Origin of the sequence: Ochrobactrum sp. BTU2, from assembly GCF_024539785.1 — a bacterium.
Lineage (GTDB): Bacteria > Pseudomonadota > Alphaproteobacteria > Rhizobiales > Rhizobiaceae > Brucella > Brucella anthropi.
The window spans coordinates 163589-183658 of the sequence record NZ_JAHWRG010000004.1; the positions used below are offsets into that span (position 1 = coordinate 163589).

A 20070-nucleotide genomic window follows, 5' to 3' on the forward strand; every position below is an offset into this window, starting at 1 on the left:
CGACCCCTCACAGCGCAGGAATGCGTTTGCCCATGTCGACACCGCTGCCGACCGTATGGGTCATGCGGGCTTCCGGACGGCGGCGCGTCAGAGCCAGAAGGATGCCCATCGTGATGGCAATGGCGATGAGCGAGGAACCGCCATAGGAAATGAACGGCAGGGTCATGCCCTTTGCAGGCATGAGATGCAGGTTCACGGCCATGTTGATGATCGACTGGAAGCCGAACAGAATGACAATCCCCGAGACGGCCAGACGGGTGAACGGATCACGCTCGCGCAGCGCAATCGAAAGGCCGCGCACGACGATGAATGCGAACAGCAGCATGATGATCATGCACAGGATGATGCCGTATTCTTCTGCTGCAACCGAGAAAATGAAATCGGTATGGCTGTCCGGGATGATGCGCTTGATGGTGCCTTCGCCCGGACCTTGTCCGAACCAGCCGCCACGCAGAATCGCTTCGCGTCCGGCATCGACCTGGAACGTATCGCCCTCGCCTGTCATGAACCGATTGATACGACCCGCCACGTGATCGAACATGAAATAGGCTGAGATGCCGCCGCAAACCGCAAGACCGCCAAGAACCAGAATCCAGAACATCGGCAGACCGGCGAGGAAGAACATGGCACCCCATGTGCCTGTGGTCAGCATTGTCTGGCCAAGGTCAGGCTGAAGGACGAGCAAAGCAGCAACGGTGCCGAACAGCAGCATGGCAAGAAAATTGCCGGGCATTTCGCCACCGCGTTCACGCTCCGAGAACAGCCAGGCGCAAACCACCACGAAAGCAGGCTTCATGAATTCCGACGGCTGGATAGAGATACCCGCCAGATTGACCCAGCGCCGCGCACCTTTCACTTCGATACCGAAGAACAGTGCGGCAACCATCAATACAAGCGAAATGCCGAGCAGGATCAAAGCAAATCGCCTGATCTGGCGCGGCGACAGAAACGACACGCCGATCATGACGCCAACTGCCGGCAGCATGAAGAAAATCTGGCGCTCGACAAAATGGAACCCGTCGAGGCCAATACGCTGGGCCACGGCAGGACTTGCAGCAAATGACAGCAGAATGCCAAGCCCCATCAGGGCCAGACATGCAGCGAGGAAGAAGCGGTCTATTGTCCACCACCAATTGGCGACAGGACCGCGATCGACACGGCTTACCATCAGCTTTTTCCTCCTATAGGTTCAACACCCGGAAGCGCCAGAACAGCGCTGCGGAATGCATCGCCGCGTTTTTCAAAATTCTGGAACTGGTCGAAGCTCGCGCAAGCAGGCGACAGCAGCACAACCGGTTCGGGAGCAGCATCGTTACCGGCATCGCGGGCAGCGTGCTCGACAGCGACTGCAAGCGTGTCGGAAATCTCGAACGGCGCCGCATCGCCAAGCGTTGCAGCAAACTGTGCTGCGGCTTCGCCGATCAGATAGGCCTTGGCAATCCGCGGGAAGAACCCGGCCAGCGAAGCAATTCCGCCAGCTTTCGGCACACCACCTGCAATCCAGTAGATGTTCTGCAGAAAGGACGACAATGCCGGAGCCGTTGCTTCCGCATTGGTTGCTTTGGAATCGTTGACGAACAGTACTTTTCCGCGATGCCCAACCTGTTCCATGCGATGGGCCAGGCCGGGAAAGCTCTTCAATCCCGCATCGATTTCTTCAAGGCTTAAGCCCACTGACAGGCACGCGACGACAGCCGCAAGCGCGTTCTGCGCATTATGCGCGCCGCGCAGCGAACCGATACCTTCCAGGGAAGCGATTTCGTCAATTTCCCCGTCCTGCGACCAGAGCAGCTTTGCGCCGTCAGCGAAATAGCCTTTGCCGAGGTGCCTTTCCTTGGAAATTCGCACGACGTGTACACCATCGCGATAAAGCCGGTCCGCAATGGCTTCGCAATAATCATCATCAACGCCGACAATTGCCGTGTCGCTCGCCGCCACCAGACGTTCCTTGATCGCGGCATAGTTTTCCATCGAACCATGACGGTCGAGATGATCCGGTGTCAGATTGAGCAGAATGCCCGCCGTCGGGTTCAGCGATGGCGCCAAATCGATCTGATAGGATGAACATTCGACCACATAGAAGCGATTTGCCTGCGGCGGCTCCAGCGTCAGGATTGCGGTGCCGATATTGCCGCCAAGCTGCATATCCCGACCGGAAGCCTTGATGATATGGGCGATCAAAGCGGTCGTCGTCGATTTGCCGTTGGTGCCGGTGATGGCGATGAACGGGCAATCGGGAGCAATGTGATTGCGCTCGCGGACAAACAGCTCCACGTCGCCGATGATTTCGACACCTGCGGCATGAGCCAGATCGACAGTCCAGTGTGGCTTTGGATGGGTCAGCGGAACGCCCGGCGAAAGCACGAAAGCCGCAAATTGCGACCAGTCAGCCTGCCGCAGATCGCCTGTGGCAATGCCCGCGCTCTGGGCACGGGCAACACTGTCGGGATTGTCATCCCAGGCAATGATCTTTGCGCCGCCCGCAAGAATGGCCTTGGCGGTCGCGATACCCGACCCGCCCAGTCCGAAAAGGGCGACTGTCTTATCCTTGAGGGCGGTGATCGGGATCATTCGATATGCCTGTTATCTGAGCTTCAGGGTGGAAAGACCGATCATCGCGAGAATGATCGCAACGATCCAGAACCGGATCACGACCTGGCTCTCGGTCCAGCCCTTCTTTTCGAAATGGTGGTGAATAGGCGCCATGAGGAAGACACGCTTGCCGGTCAGCTTGAAGGAGCCAACCTGAATGATGACGGAAAGCGCTTCGACGACGAACAGGCCACCGATGATGGCGAGAACGATTTCATGCTTCGTTGCAACCGCAACGGTGCCCAGCATACCACCCAGCGCCAGCGAACCCGTATCGCCCATGAAGATAGCGGCGGGAGGCGCATTGAACCACAGGAAGCCGAGGCCCGCGCCGATAACAGCGCCAAGAACCACAGCAAGTTCACCTGTGCCCGGCACGAAATGAATTTGCAGATAGTCAGCGAAGATCGCGTTGCCGGAAAGATAGGCAATGAAGCCGAAAGACGCCGCGGCCACCATGACCGGTACAATTGCAAGCCCGTCGAGACCATCTGTCAGGTTTACGGCATTGCCTGCGCCAACCATGACGAAGGCTGCAAACGGAATGAAGAACCAGCTCAGATTGACGACGAACTGCTTGGCAAACGGAAATGTCAGCGAAGAGGAGAACGGCTCCTGCCCTGCCCGCATGATGACAAAAGCGGCAACAGCGGCGATCAGGAATTCGATGCCAAGACGCGCCTTGCCGGAAAAGCCCTTGTCAGACTGCTTCGTCACCTTGAGATAATCATCATAGAAGCCGATGGCGCCGAAACCCACCGTAACCAGCAGAACGACCCAGACATAGACGCTGGCCAGATTGGCCCAGAGCAGGCACGACACAAGAATGCCGGTCATGATCATAAGACCGCCCATGGTGGGCGTACCGGCCTTCTTGAAATGGGTCTGCGGACCGTCAGCGCGGATCGGCTGGCCTTTCCCCTGACGCACCCGGAGCGAGTTGATGATCGACGGGCCGAACAGGAACACGATCAGCGCCGATGTAATCATCGCGCCGCCGGTGCGGAAGGTAATGTAGCGGAACACATTGAGCGGTGTCATATGTTCGGCGAAGAAGGTGAGAAGCATCAACATGTAGAGAAAAATCCCTCAAATACCGCTTACTCCGCGGGTTCCACCGGCGGAAACTGGCTGATCAACGTCTTGACGATTTTGGAAAAGCCGATCCCCTTCGACGATTTCACCATGATGACATCGCCCGGACGGACCGCCTTGATCACCAGCGGCAACAATTCGTCGGTGCTTTGCCTGTACTCGGTCTGAATTTCAACCGGCAAGGCATTTTTCAGCGCCGACATGTCCGGTCCACCGATAAAAAGCGTGTTCACTTCAGCATCCACGATCGGGCGCGCGAGATCGGCATGAAGTTTGCCCGATTGACGGCCAAGCTCCAGCATGTCCCCCAGAACTGCGATGCGACGACCACGCGAGCCTTCCGGTGTGGTCGAATGCAACAACGACAGGGCTGCGCGCATCGAGGTCGGATTGGCGTTGTAGCTCTCATCAATCAGCGTGAAGGTTCCTTCAGGATGCTGAAGCACATGGCGCGCGCCGCGACCGCCTTCGGCAGAAAGCGTCGCCATGGCCATCATCACCTTGGCGATATCAGCTCCGACCAGATCAGCGGCCCCAAGAACGGCGAGCATGTTCTGCACAATATGACGGCCCGGCATACCAACCTTCACGGCTGCTTCATGCGTTCCGATTTTGACCGTCATGCAAGAGCAGGTTGGGTGCAGCTTCACTTCGCGCAGACGATAGTCGGACCGGGCGTTCTCGCCGAATGTGGCAATGTGTTCGACACCAGCCTTTTCGGCCAGTTCTTCCAGCTGTTTGAAGCGCTTGTCATCACGATTGAGAAGCGCATAGCCGCCTGGAACTATGCCTTCGAAAATCTCCGCCTTGGCAACGGCGATTTCTTCCAGATTGGCGAAATGACCAAGATGTGCCGGTGCAATCAGCGTGATCAGCGCCACATGCGGGCGCACCATCTTCACCAGCGGACGAATTTCGTCGTGATGGTTCATGCCGATTTCGAAAACGCCGTAATCCGTATCGGCAGGCATGCGCGCAAGCGTCAGCGGCACACCCCAATGATTGTTGAACGACGCCACAGAAGCATGGACCTTGCCGACTTCCGAAAGAACGTGACGCAGGGCTTCCTTGGTCGTCGTCTTGCCGACGGAACCCGTCACCGCGATGATCTGCGCCTTCGAGCGTGCCCGCGAGGCAATGCCAAGCTTGGTCAGGGCCTCAAGCACATCCTCGACCACGATCATCGGTACTTTGGAATTGCCGAATGCGGGCAGACGATGCTCGGCCACCACAAGAAGACCCGCACCAGCGGCCATGGCGCTGGTTACGAAATCATGCCCGTCGAACTGTTCGCCCTTGATGGCGAAAAAAGCCTCGCCCGGTTTCAGCGAACGGCTGTCGATTGAGATGCCGGTTATGCCGCCGGGAAGGTTGCCAAAGGGCCTGCCTTCCATGGCTTCAACCATATCGTTGGATGTCCAGAGCCAGTCACTCATTCCGAGCGCTCCTCAAGGCGGGCAGCAAGTGCTGCTGCAACTTCCGCATGATCAGAGAACGGCAAGGTAATGCTGCCGACAATCTGGCCCTCTTCATGCCCCTTGCCTGCAACGACCAGCGTATCGCCCGCCTGCATCATGGAAACAGCGGTAAAGATAGCCTCTCGACGATCACCAATTTCGGTCGCGCCCGGCGCTGCTGCCATGATTTCCGAGCGGATTTGGGCTGGAACCTCCGAGCGCGGATTGTCGTCCGTGACGATTGCCACATCCGCCAGTCGCGAGGCGATTTCGCCCATGATCGGACGCTTTCCCTTGTCGCGGTCGCCGCCACAACCGAAGACCACGATCACCCGGCCCGTCGTGAACGGACGCACCGAAGTCAGAACATTTTCCAACGCCTCAGGCTTATGGGCGTAATCGACATAGGCTGGAGCGCCATCTTCCGTCGCACCGACGAGATCGAGCCGTCCCGGTGCGCCTTTGAGGAGCGCCAAGGCACGCATTGCAGCCGCAGCCGGAACGCCCGTAACCATGGCAAGCCCTGCGGCAACCAGCGCATTTGCGACCTGAAAATCTCCGGCGAGCGGCAGTTCGATCTCAAAAATCTCATCGCCGATGCGCACTTCGACATGCTGGCGGAAACGCTCGTGCTCGACCCGCTTGAGAGCAATGAAATTGCCTTTTCGTCCGACCGTCTTCACGTCGCATCCAGCAAGCGTCGCCGCCTCGATGGCCTGCGCCGAGAAATGATCGTCGGAGAAGATGATGGCTGGCGCACCCTTCGGCAAAAGCGTGTTGAAGAGACGCATCTTCGCGCCAAGATATTCCTCGATGGTCGCGTGATAATCCATATGGTCACGACCGAGATTGGTAAACGCACCGGCAGCGAGCTTGACACCATCGAGACGACGCTGATCAAGGCCATGCGATGAGGCTTCCATGGCCGCATGGGTCACGCCTTCATCGGCAAGCTCTGCCAGAACACGATGCAACTCCACCGGATCGGGTGTTGTCAGCGAATTATAGTCGCTGCGCGTCGGCGAAAACACGCCGGTCGTGCCGATATTCGCCGCCGGAAAACCGGCATAGGCCCAAATCTGCCGGGTAAAGGACGCGACGGAAGTCTTGCCGCTGGTGCCTGTAACTGCAACCATAACTTGTGGCTGCTTGCCATAGAACTGCGCCGCAGCTACTGCCAATGCAAGGCGGGGATCATCGACATGAAGAACCGGGACGCCTGCGTCAGCGATAGCCGTATCCTTGCCTGCGATGATGGCGCTGGCGCCGCGCTTGACGGCATCGGCGACAAAAGCCGCACCGTCTGCTTTCACGCCTTTCAACGCTGCGAAAAGAAAACCGCGTTCGACCTTGCGGGAGTCCGACGTGACGCCGGTGATCTCCACCTCACCGGCATCGCCGGAGGCCAGTTCCTTAAAGAGAGCGATTTCCTTCAGTTTCATGGTCATACCAAATCCAGATTCAGTTGTGCGCGTTTCGCTGCAAGGGCTGCTTTATGCGAATCAGTCGTATTCGTTGGAAACCATTGCTGGCGGCACTTCCTGTTGAAAATCAGGCTTGCCGCTTAAATTGCTAACCATTGCTGGCTGGGCTTCGAGTTGGAAATCGGGCTTCACGCCGAGGAACGAAGCAGACCGGCGGATGATCTCCGAAACCATCGGTGCTGCATTGAGACCCGCGGTTGCGCTGAACTTGCCTTCTTCCGGCTTCGGCTCGTCGATGATGGTCAGCACGACATAGGTCGGATCATCCATCGGAAATGACGCCAGAAATGCGTTGAAGCGCACATCCTTCGAATAGCGGCCATGCACCACCTTTTCCGCCGTACCGGTCTTGCCGCCGACGCGATAGCCCGGAACAGTGGCCCGCTTGCCGGAGCCGCCCTGGGCGGTCGCATTGAGGCGATAGAGGTAACGCATATCCGCAGAAACCTGTGGATGAATGACCTGCTTGGCCACCTGATCAGCCTGAGCCTGCGTGCGCATCAGGAAAGTCGGCTCCATCAGCTTGCCGCCATTCATCAGCGCAGCCGCACCGACCGCCGTCTGCAACGGCGTCGTCATCATGCCGTGGCCGAACGAAATGGTCATCGAATGGACCTTCTTCCACACACGCGGTTCAACGGGACGCGCCACTTCCGGCAACTCCGTCTGCATGCGGTCGAGAAGGCCGATCTTCTTCAGGAATGCGCGATGGCCTTCAATGCCAACGGCATCCGCCTCGCGGCCCGAACCGATATTAGACGAGAAGATGAAGACTTCCGGCAGCGTCAACCAGCGGCCCTTGCCGTGGAAGTCACGGATCGTCTGGCGACCGAACACCAGCGGACGGCTGGCATCGAGTTTCGACTGCAGGTTGAACTTACCGGAATCGAGCGCCATCGCCGTGGTAAAGCTCTTGATGGTCGAACCCATTTCATAGGTGCCTGCCGACATGCGGTTCAGGCGGTCCTTGTCCAGAGCATGGACCGGGTTGTTCGGATCAAAATCCGGCACCGATGCCATGGCGATCACTTCGCCGGTCTTGACGTTCAGCACCACAGCACCGGCAGCAATTGCCCGGTAGCGTTCCATGGCCTTGACGAGTACGTCACGCATGATGTGCTGTACACGAATATCGATCGAGAGGCGCACCGGCTCCAGCGACTGTCCGGTCGCAAGGCCGACAGAACGCAGATCGGTCAGCCCCTGACTGTCGATATATTTCTCCATGCCCGCAATGCCCTGATTGTCGACATTGACGAGACCGAGGATATGCGACGCGGTCGGGCCACCCGGATAGAAGCGGCGCTTTTCCGTACGGAAGCCGATGCCCGGCACGCCGAGCGCCATGATCTGGCTCTGCTGGCGGGGCGTCAGTCCACGCTTGATCCAGACGAAACCGGCGCCACTTTTCAAACGCTTATATGTCGCTTCCCAATCAAGATCGGGCAGCACCGTCGACAGCATTTCGATGGTTTCGTCGGGATCGACGATCTTGCGCGGCTCCGCATAGAGCGAAGCAGTCTTGATGTCGGTCGCGAGGATTTCGCCGTTACGGTCGAGAATATCCGGGCGCGACGCGAGCTGGTGAACCGCCGGGCCTGCATTATCCTCATTTTCGCCGCCGATGACACCGAAATAGATGAGCTTGCCACCCATCACACCATAGATGCCGACAAAGCAGGCGATCGCCATCCAGAGACGATTGCGCGCGCGGTTGCCATGCTTTTTGCGCGAGCCGACAAACGCCATGTTGCCGGCCAGCTTTTCATCGCCAACCGGCTCAACACCGTCATCTGCCTGCATATTCTTTTTCCCGAAAAGTCTCAGCCGCATGATCAGTGCCTCGCCCCGCTTTTCTTGACGCTGCCGGTCGTGATGGCATCCTTTTCAAGCACGCCGCTTGCAAGCAGTTCGTCGCTGCCGGAGATGATCTTCTGGATATCGTCAACCGGACGTTCCGGAATTTCGTGGACACCCAGCACAAGCTGTTCGGCTTCGATCGGCTGGAGGTTGAGTTCCTTTTCGTAGACACCAACGAGACTTTGCAGGCGACCAGGCTGGGTCATCAATGCCCAGTCGGCGCGCAAGAGCGTGATCGTGTCCTTTTCGGAGTCGATCTGTCGCTTCAGCTTGGCGATCACCGCGATCTGCTTTTCCGCGTCATATTTGATCGTGTAGGTGACGGTCGCCGCCACCAGCATCGCCGCTATCATGATGATGTCGAAAGTACGCAGCACTCGTTCAACTCCGGGCCAGTTCGTTCGTCTCGGGCAGTTTGGGCAGTCCGAAAAGCGATAAATCGTCTTCCAGTGGCGGATTTTCCGTCCTTATTCCAGCGCGCAGCTTCGCCGAGCGCGCACGTGGATTTCGTTCTTCTTCCTCTGCGGTCGGGCCAACAGCGCCCTTGACCGCGGGCGTAAAGCTCGGCAGACGGACATGTGTTTCCGGCAGATGACGCGATCCGGCACTACCGCCGGCGCGGTCAGCGAAATAGCGCTTCACCATGCGGTCTTCGAGCGAATGGAAGGTCACGACAACCAGCCGGCCGCCCGGTTTCAGGATGCGTTCGGCAGCAAGCAACGCCCGCGCCAGTTCGCCCAACTCGTCATTCACATAGACCCGCAGCGCCTGAAAAACCCGCGTCGCCGGATGGATGCGATCCTTCGGATTGCGTCCCACCAGCGTTTCGATGGCATTGGCAAGATCGAGCGTACGCGTGAAAGGCTGTGCGGTCCGGCGCTTGTCGATCATGCGTGCAATGCGGCCTGCATGGCGCTCTTCGCCCAGAAAATTGAAGATGCGGGCAAGATCACCGGTCTTGAGACGGTTCACCACATCGGCAGCGCTTGGTCCTTTTTTCGACATGCGCATGTCGAGCGGACCATCCTTCTGGAAGGAAAAGCCGCGCTCGGCCTCATCGATCTGCATCGACGATACGCCAATATCGAGCACAACGCCGTCCACCTTGCTGCCTGCTCCCTTAACCTTCGAGACTGCTTCATCAAGAGCAGAGAACCGGGACTCGACCAGATCGAGCCGGCCCGGAAACTGCTTTTCCATCGCCCGCCCGGCTTCGATTGCGGTCGGATCGCGGTCAATCGCGATCACGTCCGCTCCCGCTTCCAGTATGCGACGCGTATACCCGCCAGCACCGAATGTCCCATCGACAATCACTGCGCCAGATACAGGCTTCAGGGCGTCGATCACTTCGGCGATCAGCACCGGAACGTGACGGACTTCAGCCCCTTCGGCTTGAGAATTGTCTCCGCCGAGGCTTGCCATCATTCCGATCCTTTCCCGGGTACTTGGCCCGTTTTTAAAGCGTCTCGCGCTTCAATCTTTTGTTTTCACGCATGTTTTGTTCCAAAATCGGTTCCCAACTTCAGGAAACATGCTTTCGTGTTTTGCTTGCGGATTCCGCCCATTTGCCGTCAACGTGGCGACATGGCGGATTCGTTCGTCAGTTATCGGATATTAAGCTTAATGAAGCGTTATCCTTTGGCTCAGCACTTCTACAGAACTGTGCCAGCCCCATAATTTTCAACAGGGATTTTTTGAAGGCGGTTTGCGCTCAGCAGTTGCCCGAAAACGGACATTTGCTTCAATCCAAATGCGATGGACCCACACACTATGCATCACAAGCTTATGATTTGTGATGCCCCGCCCCCGGTTGACGCCCTCCCATCATTGGCATATTTAATGCAAATAGTTTGCAACTGCATAAACACCCAAGGCATTGAGTATGGCACCCCATGGAGCAGGCCCCTCCGGCGCTGGCGAAGTAACATTTGAAGGCTGGCGACGTGATCGCGGCGAAGCATCCATGTCCGATGTCCACCGCTCGATCCGAGTCAATCGTTCAGGTTCAAAGTTCCGTCGCGCACTTTCCTTCTTCGGTCCCGGCTATCTGGTAGCCGTTGGCTATATGGACCCCGGCAATTGGGCCACCTCGCTCGCTGGTGGCTCTCGCTTCGGCTATACGTTGCTATCCGTTGTGCTGCTGTCCAATCTTATGGCCGTGCTCCTGCAGGCGCTTTGCGCACGTCTTGCCGTCGCAACCGGCCGCGATCTGGCACAGGCTTGCCGCGATGCCTATCCGCGCTTTCTCGCATGGCCGCTCTGGTTCCTGGCCGAACTGGCAATCTGCGCCACCGATCTGGCGGAAGTCATCGGCACCGCCATCGGCCTCAACCTGCTCTTCGGCATTCCGCTGGAAATCGGTGTCATCATCACTGCTGCCGATGTGCTTCTGGTTCTTTATCTCCAGAACAAGGGATTTCGCCGTGTCGAGGCGCTCATCATCACCCTTCTGGGCGTGATTGCGCTCTGCTTCCTTATTCAGATTCTGATGGCGCAGCCGCAATGGGGCGCAGTCATCAAGGGCTTTGCGCCAACAACCGACATCATCCGCAATCCGGACATGCTTTATATCGCCCTTGGTATCATCGGCGCCACGGTCATGCCGCATAATCTCTATCTGCATTCGGGCATCATCCAGACACGCGATTACGGCCACACGACCGCTGAAAAGCGCGAAGCCATACGCTTTGCGACATGGGATTCCACCATTGCGCTGACATTCGCGCTGCTGGTCAATGCATCAATCCTGATCCTGGCTGCTGCAAGCTTCAACGCCACCGGCAATACTGCGGTCGAAGATCTCGACAAGGCCCATGCTCTTTTGAACCCGCTGCTGGGATCAGCCCTTGCGCCAACGCTTTTTGCGATTGCGCTTCTGTGCTGTGGCCTGAACTCGACCATCACCGCGACGATGGCCGGACAGATCGTCATGGAAGGCTTCATCGATATTCGCCTGAAGCCGTGGCTGCGCCGTGCGATCACCCGCTTCGTGGCCATTGTTCCCGCTGCCGTCGTGACGATCATGTACGGTTCGCAGGGAACGACAGAGCTTCTGATCCTGTCTCAGGTCGTGTTGAGCCTTCAGCTACCCTTTGCCGTCATTCCACTCGTGATGTTCACGGCGGAGAAAAAGAAGATGGGATCGCTGGTCGCGCCGCGCTGGGTGACGTTGCTTGCTGCCATTACCGCTGCAATCATCGTCGTGCTGAATATGAAGCTGATCTACGATTTCCTGTCCGGCGTGCCAATTTAAGCCCCTCCCGAGGCTTTTCGAATGGGCGGCTCCGTATCTTGAAGCCGCCCATTCTTTTACTTCACCGCCGCATTGCCGCCATCGGCGTAAAGCGCCGAACCCGCGACAAAACTCGACATCGGGCCTGCCAGAAACAGCGCGGCCTGAGCGATTTCTTCGGGCTGGGCGATCCGTTTCATCGCATGCAGGCCTGCAGCCCATTCCTTGTGCTTTTCATCTCCGCCCATCGGCGTATCGACACCACCCGGCAAGAGCGCATTTGCCCGGATACCACGGGCGCCGTAATCGGCGGTTATGCCCTTCACCATACCCATGAGAGCTGCCTTCGAGGTTCCGTAAACCGACATGCCCGGAATGCCGACGCTCGTGCCGACAAATGTCGAGGTGAAGACAATCGAGCCTCCACCCCTTTCAAGCATCAGAGGGATTTGTGATCTCGCTCCCATAAACGCCGAGGTCAGATTACCTGCCAGCACCCCCGCCCAATCATCGGGCGCGATTTCGGCAAGCGGCGCGATAGGGCCGACCGTGCCAGCATTGTTGACGGCTATATCAAGGCCGCCGAATGTATCCTTCGCTGCCGCAGCAAGTACCTCATGCGTTTCAGCTTCCGAGACATCGCCAGCAACACAATGCGCCTTTCCGCCAAACGCCGCGATCTCCTCCGCAACACGTTCTAGACCGGCAAGTCCGCGAGCATTCAGCACAATGGCTGCGCCCTCTCTGGCAAAAAGCAATGCAGCAGCCCGCCCTATTCCCGACGATGCACCGGTGATGATTGCGACCTTGTCTTTCAAACTGGACATACTGAACCTCCGTGATTTCGTGGAGGTCCCAATTAAAGTCCCGGCAGTAACGCAACTATCCGTTTCTTGCGTTTGAATGCTGAAGCAGTCGATTAGGAGCATTTCCAGCAAAAACATGAAACGGTTTTGCGTAGGGCAATGCGACAACACAAACAGTTGGAGCGGTTCCAACGCTTCTTTTAAAATAGAAGCCGCTCTAGAAAAAATTGTCAGTCGGTCTGTAAGCCGGGTTCTGTATGGCCGGGCTTTCGCCCGACGTGGCAGCCATTCATCTGGGACGGATGTCGCCACCCGCCTCGTGCAACCCACCCGGACGGCTGATCCGGAAACCGATTGCCGGCCCTTGCGAGCCAGCGCGCCGTCCCTATTCGGTTTTGCTCCCGATGGGGTTTACCGTGCCGTCTGCATTGCTGCAGACGCGGTGGGCTCTTACCCCACCCTTTCACCCTTACCCCGTCATCCCTGCCGTTTCGTTGCGCAACGGTACGGAAGACGGGGCGGTCTGCTTTCTGTGGCACTTTCCCTGGGGTCACCCCCGCCGGGCGTTACCCGGCATCGTGTTTCCATGGAGCCCGGACTTTCCTCACCTGCCGCCTTTCGGCATATGACAAGCGCGGCTGCCCGACCGACTGACAGCGCGCATATAGCAACGATAGCGGAACAGTGGAACCGGATTCCGGAAAAAATCTGCAGTCACCGGAAACAGAAAAGCCGACAGTGTCTCCACTGTCGGCTTTCCGTTCACATCAGGCGGCCTGTACTCTACGCGACCGCCGACGTAAATCTGCATTCGCATCCTGAAAATGCATCAGAGCGCGCGCATATAGGCCTTGACCGAGCTGCAATATTTCGCCGAGGTCGGGTTCATACGCTTTGCGCCGTGACCGGCATTGTACTTCAGGATCGTGCCGCAAGTGCTGCCGCCGCCGAGCTTCTGCGCCTGGGCCAGATACTTCATGCCGAACTGGATGTTCGTGGAAGGCTCATAGAGACCCTTGGCTGAACCCGTGTAGCCGAGGCCACGTGCGGTCGAGAGCTTGATCTGCATCAGGCCGATTTCACCGGCCTTGCCACGCACATTCGGCTGGAAATTGCTTTCGTGACGCACAACCGCATGGGCAAGTGCGGAAGGCACGCCATAGGTCGATGCGTAACGATTGATGATGCTTGAATAAGCGCCGCCGCTCTTGGCGTTACGGGCAGTCGTGTCCTTCGACTGCGAACGCTTAGCAGCAGAACCCTTGCCCGTAGAATTCTTGGCAGTCGGAGCCGCACGGCGGCTGACGACCGATGCCTTCTTCGGCGCTTTGGTTGGCTTTTCCGCCTCGGCAGTCTTGTTCTGCTGGCGTGCCTTGAGGAGAGCTGCGAGGTTGGTCGGTTCAGTTGAAGGGGCACTCAGTGCTGGATTCAGGCCAAACGAACTCATCGCGCCAACAAGGGCGCAAACAACAACAAATTTAATTTTCATAACCTACCGTCTTGGAACGTTTCTTTTCTCAGACTGTCTGTCTTGGGTAAAAACAGTCCTGTTTTTTGATCCCGCCCGATATGGGTTGTCAGGCCCTTGTCCGCTGGGATTGAGCGATGAAGTGCCGGGCAAATGCAGCCGAAGATTGGTTGTAAAAGTAAAATAGTCTTACAGGTTGTAACATTCGTGATTCACGCAAACGCGGCGTAAACCTTCGTCACAACCCTTCTGCAACCGGGCTGGATCGATCTATTTTTATGAAATCATTACAGAAATACGAATCAACGCTGGATAGAGAGATTAACCGCCTGCATCTCGTCAGGCGGTAACATTCTGCAGGGAAAAAATTAGCCTGTAGAGGGTATCTATAGTAGATACATCAGCCACCCCGTCCACATTTTGTGTCCGAAAATGTCGCTGAAAGGCCTTAATCACAGTCTCGGTGCCTTCATCGAAGACACCAGTGATGGCGATTTCGTAGCCATAAAGTGCCAGCATGGATTGCAACGCCTCGACCGGCTGGCCGTTTTCGCCACGTGCCAGAAACCGCCCGCCGCGGATCGACGTCGGCTCGATATAGTGGCCGATACCCGCCTCGTGGAGCCGCTTCCAGGGGAAGTTATGGCCCGGGTCTGTCTTGCGCGAAGGTGCAATATCGGAGTGGGCCAGAATATTTTCCGGCTTGATGGTATAACGCTCGCATATATCGCGGCAGAGGCGGATGACCGCATCGATCTGCGCATCCTTGAACGGCGGATAGTCTTCAAGATTACCCGGATTGACGATCTCAATGCCGATGGAGGCCGAATTGATGTCCGTTTCGCCCTTCCAGAAGCTCTTGCCCGCATGCCAGGCACGGGCCTTTTCCGAAACCATCTGCACGATCCGCCCGTCTTCATGGACAAGGTAATGCGCGGAAACTTCCATATCTGGCGATTTAAGAACCTGCACGGCCTCTTCGGCAGTCGCCAGACCGGTATAATGGAGAATGAGAAAGGCGGGCACCTTGCCGTCGCGACGCGGACCGAAATTGGGTGACGGATCAAGCGTTGCACCGGCAAAATCGGGCCGGTCAAGCGCCAGCTCCCGCAACAACTCGCTCTCGATTTCGCGCACGCTGCTCATGCAGCCTCCAGATTCTTCTCAATGCTTGCCCAGGCAGCGTTTATCGCTGCCAGACGCCTGTTGGCAATGGTTATGAATTCAAGCGGCAAGCCCTCTGCCACCAGCCGGTCCGGATGATGTTCCTTGACCAGCGAACGATAGCGCTTGCGGGCCATCTCGAAGGAAACGCCGCGCTCCAGCCCCAGAATGGCATAAGGATCGTCAGCACCGCGCTGGACATGCCGGATCGAGATACGATCGAAAGCGACTTCATCATAGCCGAAAATATCCGCAACGCCTGCAAGGAAGGCCATCTCTTTTTCATGCACATAGCCGTCAGCGGTGGCTATATGAAAAAGACCGTCGAGGATATCCTCAAGCAGATGGCAATCGGGTTGTCCTTCACTACACAATCCGGCGAGCTGACGCGCATAGGATTCATAGCCAGCGACATCCTGCTTGGCGAGATCGTAGAGCCGCGCAACATGCGCCGTCTCTTCCTTCGGCACGGCGAATATATCCTGAAAGGCGCGGATTTCGTCCTGTGTGACGACCCCGTCGGCCTTGGCCATCTTGGCTGAAAGCGCGATCATCGCAATGGAGAAGGCCACCCGGCGCCGTGTATCGGCGTCACCTTCGAAAACGGTGCGCACGGCTTCGATAACGCCAGTAATGGCATTCGACGCCACGTAAGTGACAAACTCACCGATGCGAACCCAAATCGACATGGGACTTTTCTATAGAATTCCGAATGAACTGAAAACCGCCCAGGCGAGCGAAAGTCTAAAAAACAAACATTTAGAAAGAATATCAGGACATTGGCTTAGATTGTTGCCGAGTTCCGCAACGAACGCTTATTGCTGGGGTTCGCGTTCGTCGAAGGAACGCTGTGCGGCCGTGGCTGCTGCTTGTCCAGCCGTCTGTGCCTGCTGATCCGTTTGACCGACAGATTTTGCCGCGGCAACGGCATTGGTCCGTGCGCGTTCAATGGCTGCTGCCTTCTCTTCCGGGCTCACCACACCGGAACTGTCGCGGAGCGACTTGACCAGATCGGGGCCTTTCTCCGTGCTTCCACTTTCTGCCGGTTTGGCAGGCTGCGATACAGCAGCGGCGCCCTGCTCGCTGCCATTCGTAGTGGCAGCAATCTCGTCGTCTCCTTTGCCGCAAGCGGCAAGCACAACAAGAACAATCGCAGAGATGAAAAACAGGAAGTTACGGTTCATGACAAAAGCCATAACCGAACCGAGCCTGCGTTGAAACACGGAAAACGCAGAATGCCCGTCTTTTCCCGACATGGTTGCTTTAACGTTCATCTCAATCCTAAAACCATTGGCTTAAAGCCATTGGTCTAAAGCCTTTGACCGAAGCCTATTGGCACGAATGGCGACCCGGAAACCGGATCGCCACCCGCATGCTAGTGCATCACGACTTCCCAACCTTAGTTGGAAGGCGCTGTCCCTGTACCTGGCGCCGGGGTAGCCGGTGCCGGAGTTGCCGGGGCTGGCGTCGTCGTCGTGTCATTGTTCGAGGGCGCTGCCGGCGCGGATGGTGCCGGTGCGTTGCTCGTGTCGTCCTTCTTGTCATTGCACGCTGCAAGGCCGAGAAGCGATACGGCGGCGACAGAAGCAATCAGAAACTTCTTCACGTTGGCTCTCCTTCCTAGATCAGGCTCGTTGGCCTGGTTTCAGGCATTAAATGGCAATATTGCCAAACGCCTCTCTCTGTTTTCTCCGTGCGTGACCGGTTGATCCGGCCAATCACCTTTACGGTCACTCATCGACACAGAAATCCCGTCGACTCGGACCGTCACACAAGAAAACGGCAACGGCGCGAAAAAGTTCTCTCAAATAGTCTTACCGACCGTAATAAAGCGACAGTATTACAGGCGTATAGCCGCATTCATCTGGTTTAAAAACCCGCAATTAATTCGTCACGCCCCTGTCATTGGACGATGTTTAACTTGGCAAAATCAAAGTCGGGATTCGTGCATTAGGGGAATTTTTGATGACACAGCAAGCATCAGCCGACACAATTCTAAAGCAGGCCGTGACCCAGAACAGCGCCCTCTCGCGGGCAGGCTTTTCTGAAAGGCTGTTTGCCTGGCTGTTCAAAGGGCTGGTCTATCCGCAGATATGGGAAGACCCGGAAGTTGATATGGCAGCTCTGGCTATAGAGCCGGACCATCGCATCGTCACCATCGCGTCCGGCGGATGCAATGCCATGTCCTACCTGACCGCCGATCCGGCACGTGTGGAGGCGGTCGATCTCAATCAGGCACACGTCGCGTTCAACCGGCTGAAGCTTGCGGCTGTCAAAAACCTGCCCGACTACGATGCATTCTACCGATTTTACGGGAAAGCCGACGACAAGACCAATCTTGCCGCCTACAAGCGCTTCATCCGCCCGCATCTGGACAGCGAAAGCCGCGACTATTGGGAAAAACGCAAATGGAATGGCCGCCAACGTATTTCCATTTTCTGGCGCGACCTCTATCGCCACGGCTTGCTTGGCGTCTTCATCGGCATGGGCCATCGCGTGGCGCGCCTCTACGGGATCGATCCGCGCGACATCTTGAAGGCGCGCACAATGGAAGAGCAGCGTAGCTTCTTCGACACGGCGCTTGCCCCGCTCTTTGAAAAACGCATGGTGCGCTGGGCCACGGCCCGCAAATCATCCCTTTTCGGACTGGGCATACCGCCACAGCAATATGATGCCCTTGCCACTGCAGGAAACGGCGACATGGCGCTTGTCCTGCGCAGTCGTCTTGAGAAACTCGCTTGCGGTTTCCCCCTTACCGACAATTATTTCGCCTGGCAGGCGTTCGGGCGCGGCTATAGCGGCAATGAGGAAACCGGGCCTCTCCCGCCCTATCTGTCACGCTCCAATTTTGAAACAGTACGCACACGCGCTGATCGCATGACCGTACAGAACGCAAGCTATACCGATTTTCTCGCTGCCAAGCCTGCGGCATCCGTCGACCGCTATATCCTGCTGGATGCGCAGGACTGGATGAATGACGAGCAGCTCAATGCCCTCTGGAGTGAAATCACCCGTACGGCAGCACCAAATGCCCGTGTCATCTTTCGTACCGCAGCCGAACCGAGCCTGCTTCCAGGACGGGTGGCACCGCAGATTCTGGATCGCTGGGAATATCAAGCCGACGAATCCCGCACCCTGCACGACCGCGATCGCTCGTCGATCTATGGCGGGTTCCATCTTTATGCGCTGAAGGATGCCTGACATGTCGCGCAGCCCATGGAGCGTTCAGGGTATAGACCATGCCAACCTCATGGATCGGGTCTACCGTCGTCAGCGACACTTCTATGACGCGACCCGCAAATACTATCTTCTGGGTCGCGACCCCATGATCGCAGGACTGTCCGTACCCAAGGACGGCACAGTTCTGGAGATCGGCTGCGGCACCGGCCGCAATCTGATAAAAGCTGCAGAAAACTACCCCGATGCAAAACTCTTCGGCATCGATATTTCAGCAGAAATGCTGGATACGGCACGCCGGGCGGCGGAGCGCGCTGGCATCGAAGATCGCGTCCGGCTTGATCGTGCGGATGCGGCCCAGTTCGATCCAGAACGACTGTTCGGGCAAGCTGGCTTCGACCGGATTTTCATTTCCTATGCCGTATCGATGATACCGCAATGGCAGTCGGTCATTCGTGAAAGCATCCGGCACCTCAATGCGGGCGGAGAATTGCATATCGTCGATTTTGGCGATCAGGCCCGGCTGCCGCGCTGGTTCGGAAAGGCACTCTTCCAATGGCTGGAATGGTTCCATGTCACACCGCGCAGCGACTTGTTCGCGGTTTGCGACCAGCTTGCGCAGGAACGCAGTGCTGTCGTTGAGAAGCGCATTCTTTATCGCGGCTTTGCCTGGATAACGGTTGTTCGTTCGACAATGCCACCCTCTGCCACAGATTAGCACCAAACTTGCCCGCCAGACTGGTGACGTCCGCCTCCGGATCGCGTAACCGTTAGAGGACTGATTCGCGACACGGAACCACTATATGAACCGTCTGGCCAGCTGCAGCATTCTCGCCCTCGGCGCTTTACTTCTCTCCGCCTGCACGACGGTGGATTACGACTTTTCCGACGTAAAGAAATCGGGCAGCTCGGTGGCCCGGATCGCACCGCCGTCCGGCTCGGTAAAGGCACCGCGCTTCGGTGATCGCGACCCGCACGACTGGACCGGCAAAACGCCCTGGCACTATCCGATTCACGGCACAGACGTTTCCAAATATCAGACCAACATTGACTGGAGCGCCGTGCGCGCCAGCGGCATTTCCTTCGCCTTCATCAAGGCGACAGAGGGCGGTGACCGCGTCGACGACCGTTTCAAGGAACACTGGAACGGCGCCCATCAGGCAGGCATCGCACGGAGCGCCTATCACTTCTACTATTTCTGCCGCCCGGCCATCGAACAGGCCCGCTGGTATATCCAGAACGTGCCGCGTGATCCGAGCGCGCTTCCACCCGTTCTCGATATGGAGTGGAACCCGCAATCGCCAACCTGCAAGCTGCGCCCCAACGCAGCCGTTGTGCGCAAGGAAATGCGCATCTTCCTGCAGGCGCTGGAAAAGCATTACGGCAAACGCCCGATTGTTTACACGACGGTCGATTTCTTCGATGACAACGACTTGCGGCAGATGGCAGACTATCCGTTCTGGCTGCGCTCCGTTGCCGGTCATCCGGACGAGAAGTACGGCCCGCATCCGTGGACGTTCTGGCAATATACCGGCACCGGCTCCATTCCCGGCATTAAGGGCGACGCCGATATCAATGTCTTCGCAGGCGATACCAACTCGTGGAAAAAGTGGCTGGAAAGCAACAAGGTCCGCTAACACGGCGCAGTTTGGCAGTTCACACCAAGTTTTGCTTCATTTCCGGGGCTTGTTGGGGCAATAGCTAAAACAATCCCCGAAAGGGAGCCTTTTGCTCC

Annotated in this window: 17 protein-coding genes, 1 other RNA gene and 1 pseudogene; 4 read left to right on the forward strand and 15 right to left on the reverse strand. The window is 57.3% G+C overall.

Annotated features, from left to right (window positions below; all coding sequences use genetic code 11):
- Window positions 1-7 precede the first annotated feature (7 nt).
- The 8 genes from ftsW to rsmH are packed head-to-tail and all read right to left on the reverse strand — an operon-like array spanning window position 8 to window position 9913.
- Complete coding sequence (gene ftsW, locus KWJ32_RS13190) at window positions 8-1168, reverse strand: putative lipid II flippase FtsW (protein ID WP_012091747.1); 1161 nt, start codon at window positions 1166-1168, stop codon at window positions 8-10.
- Window positions 1168-2571, reverse strand: coding sequence for a UDP-N-acetylmuramoyl-L-alanine--D-glutamate ligase (murD, locus tag KWJ32_RS13195; protein ID WP_012091746.1), 1404 nt, complete (start codon window positions 2569-2571; stop codon window positions 1168-1170). Before murD ends, ftsW begins: the two co-directional genes overlap by 1 nt.
- 12 nt (window positions 2572-2583) lie before the next feature.
- Window positions 2584-3666: a phospho-N-acetylmuramoyl-pentapeptide-transferase gene (gene mraY / locus KWJ32_RS13200; RefSeq protein WP_012091745.1), complete on the reverse strand. Its 1083-nt coding sequence runs from the start codon at window positions 3664-3666 to the stop codon at window positions 2584-2586.
- 26 nt (window positions 3667-3692) lie between these two features.
- On the reverse strand, window positions 3693-5123 hold the full coding sequence (locus KWJ32_RS13205) for a UDP-N-acetylmuramoylalanyl-D-glutamyl-2,6-diaminopimelate--D-alanyl-D-alanine ligase (RefSeq protein ID WP_010659725.1): 1431 nt from the start codon (window positions 5121-5123) through the stop codon (window positions 3693-3695).
- Complete coding sequence (locus KWJ32_RS13210; protein ID WP_012091744.1) at window positions 5120-6592, reverse strand: UDP-N-acetylmuramoyl-L-alanyl-D-glutamate--2,6-diaminopimelate ligase; 1473 nt, start codon at window positions 6590-6592, stop codon at window positions 5120-5122. Before KWJ32_RS13210 ends, KWJ32_RS13205 begins: the two co-directional genes overlap by 4 nt.
- 54 nt (window positions 6593-6646) lie before the next feature.
- Window positions 6647-8461, reverse strand: coding sequence for a penicillin-binding protein 2 (locus KWJ32_RS13215; protein ID WP_040129181.1), 1815 nt, complete (start codon window positions 8459-8461; stop codon window positions 6647-6649).
- Between the two features lie 2 nt (window positions 8462-8463).
- Entirely contained in the window at window positions 8464-8865 is a 402-nt protein-coding gene (locus tag KWJ32_RS13220; RefSeq protein WP_010659722.1) for a hypothetical protein, read from the reverse strand.
- Between the two features lie 4 nt (window positions 8866-8869).
- A complete protein-coding gene (gene rsmH / locus KWJ32_RS13225) occupies window positions 8870-9913 on the reverse strand; it encodes a 16S rRNA (cytosine(1402)-N(4))-methyltransferase RsmH (protein ID WP_012091742.1) in 1044 nt (347 codons plus the stop codon).
- A 457-nt stretch (window positions 9914-10370) separates the two neighbouring features.
- Between rsmH and KWJ32_RS13230 the strand changes: the two genes are divergently transcribed.
- Entirely contained in the window at window positions 10371-11741 is a 1371-nt protein-coding gene (locus KWJ32_RS13230; protein ID WP_012091741.1) for an Nramp family divalent metal transporter, read from the forward strand.
- A 56-nt stretch (window positions 11742-11797) separates the two neighbouring features.
- Here KWJ32_RS13230 and KWJ32_RS13235 read toward each other — a convergent pair whose 3' ends face one another.
- The 7 genes and pseudogenes from KWJ32_RS13235 to KWJ32_RS13265 form a co-directional block, all read right to left on the reverse strand.
- Window positions 11798-12547 (reverse strand): SDR family oxidoreductase, encoded by a 750-nt coding sequence (locus tag KWJ32_RS13235; RefSeq protein ID WP_012091740.1) that lies wholly within the window; start codon window positions 12545-12547, stop codon window positions 11798-11800.
- Window positions 12548-12752: 205 nt separating this feature from the next.
- An RNA gene (rnpB, locus tag KWJ32_RS13240) (RNase P RNA component class A) lies at window positions 12753-13180 on the reverse strand.
- Window positions 13181-13355: 175 nt separating this feature from the next.
- The gene (locus KWJ32_RS13245) at window positions 13356-14015 is read right to left on the reverse strand and encodes a transglycosylase SLT domain-containing protein (RefSeq protein ID WP_010659717.1); all 660 of its coding nucleotides are present in this window, start codon (window positions 14013-14015) and stop codon (window positions 13356-13358) included.
- Window positions 14016-14333: 318 nt separating this feature from the next.
- Window positions 14334-15140, reverse strand: a complete 807-nt coding sequence (locus KWJ32_RS13250; RefSeq protein ID WP_012091739.1) for an N-acetylmuramoyl-L-alanine amidase — start codon at window positions 15138-15140, stop codon at window positions 14334-14336.
- Entirely contained in the window at window positions 15137-15847 is a 711-nt protein-coding gene (locus tag KWJ32_RS13255) for a DnaJ family molecular chaperone (RefSeq protein WP_012091738.1), read from the reverse strand. Before KWJ32_RS13255 ends, KWJ32_RS13250 begins: the two co-directional genes overlap by 4 nt.
- A 126-nt stretch (window positions 15848-15973) precedes the next feature.
- Window positions 15974-16392 (reverse strand): annotated as a pseudogene (locus KWJ32_RS13260) (hypothetical protein).
- Window positions 16393-16557: 165 nt separating this feature from the next.
- Window positions 16558-16764, reverse strand: a complete 207-nt coding sequence (locus KWJ32_RS13265; protein ID WP_010659713.1) for a hypothetical protein — start codon at window positions 16762-16764, stop codon at window positions 16558-16560.
- A 359-nt stretch (window positions 16765-17123) separates the two neighbouring features.
- On the opposite strand from KWJ32_RS13265, the gene KWJ32_RS13270 reads away from it, so the two are divergent.
- The 3 genes from KWJ32_RS13270 (at window position 17124) to KWJ32_RS13280 (ending at window position 19972) form a co-directional block, all read left to right on the forward strand.
- Window positions 17124-18359: a DUF3419 family protein gene (locus KWJ32_RS13270; RefSeq protein WP_094513927.1), complete on the forward strand. Its 1236-nt coding sequence runs from the start codon at window positions 17124-17126 to the stop codon at window positions 18357-18359.
- A gap of 1 nt (window position 18360) precedes the next feature.
- Window positions 18361-19053, forward strand: a complete 693-nt coding sequence (locus KWJ32_RS13275) for a class I SAM-dependent methyltransferase (RefSeq protein WP_010659711.1) — start codon at window positions 18361-18363, stop codon at window positions 19051-19053.
- Between the two features lie 85 nt (window positions 19054-19138).
- Window positions 19139-19972 (forward strand): GH25 family lysozyme, encoded by an 834-nt coding sequence (locus tag KWJ32_RS13280; RefSeq protein ID WP_151610093.1) that lies wholly within the window; start codon window positions 19139-19141, stop codon window positions 19970-19972.
- Window positions 19973-20070 lie beyond the last annotated feature (98 nt).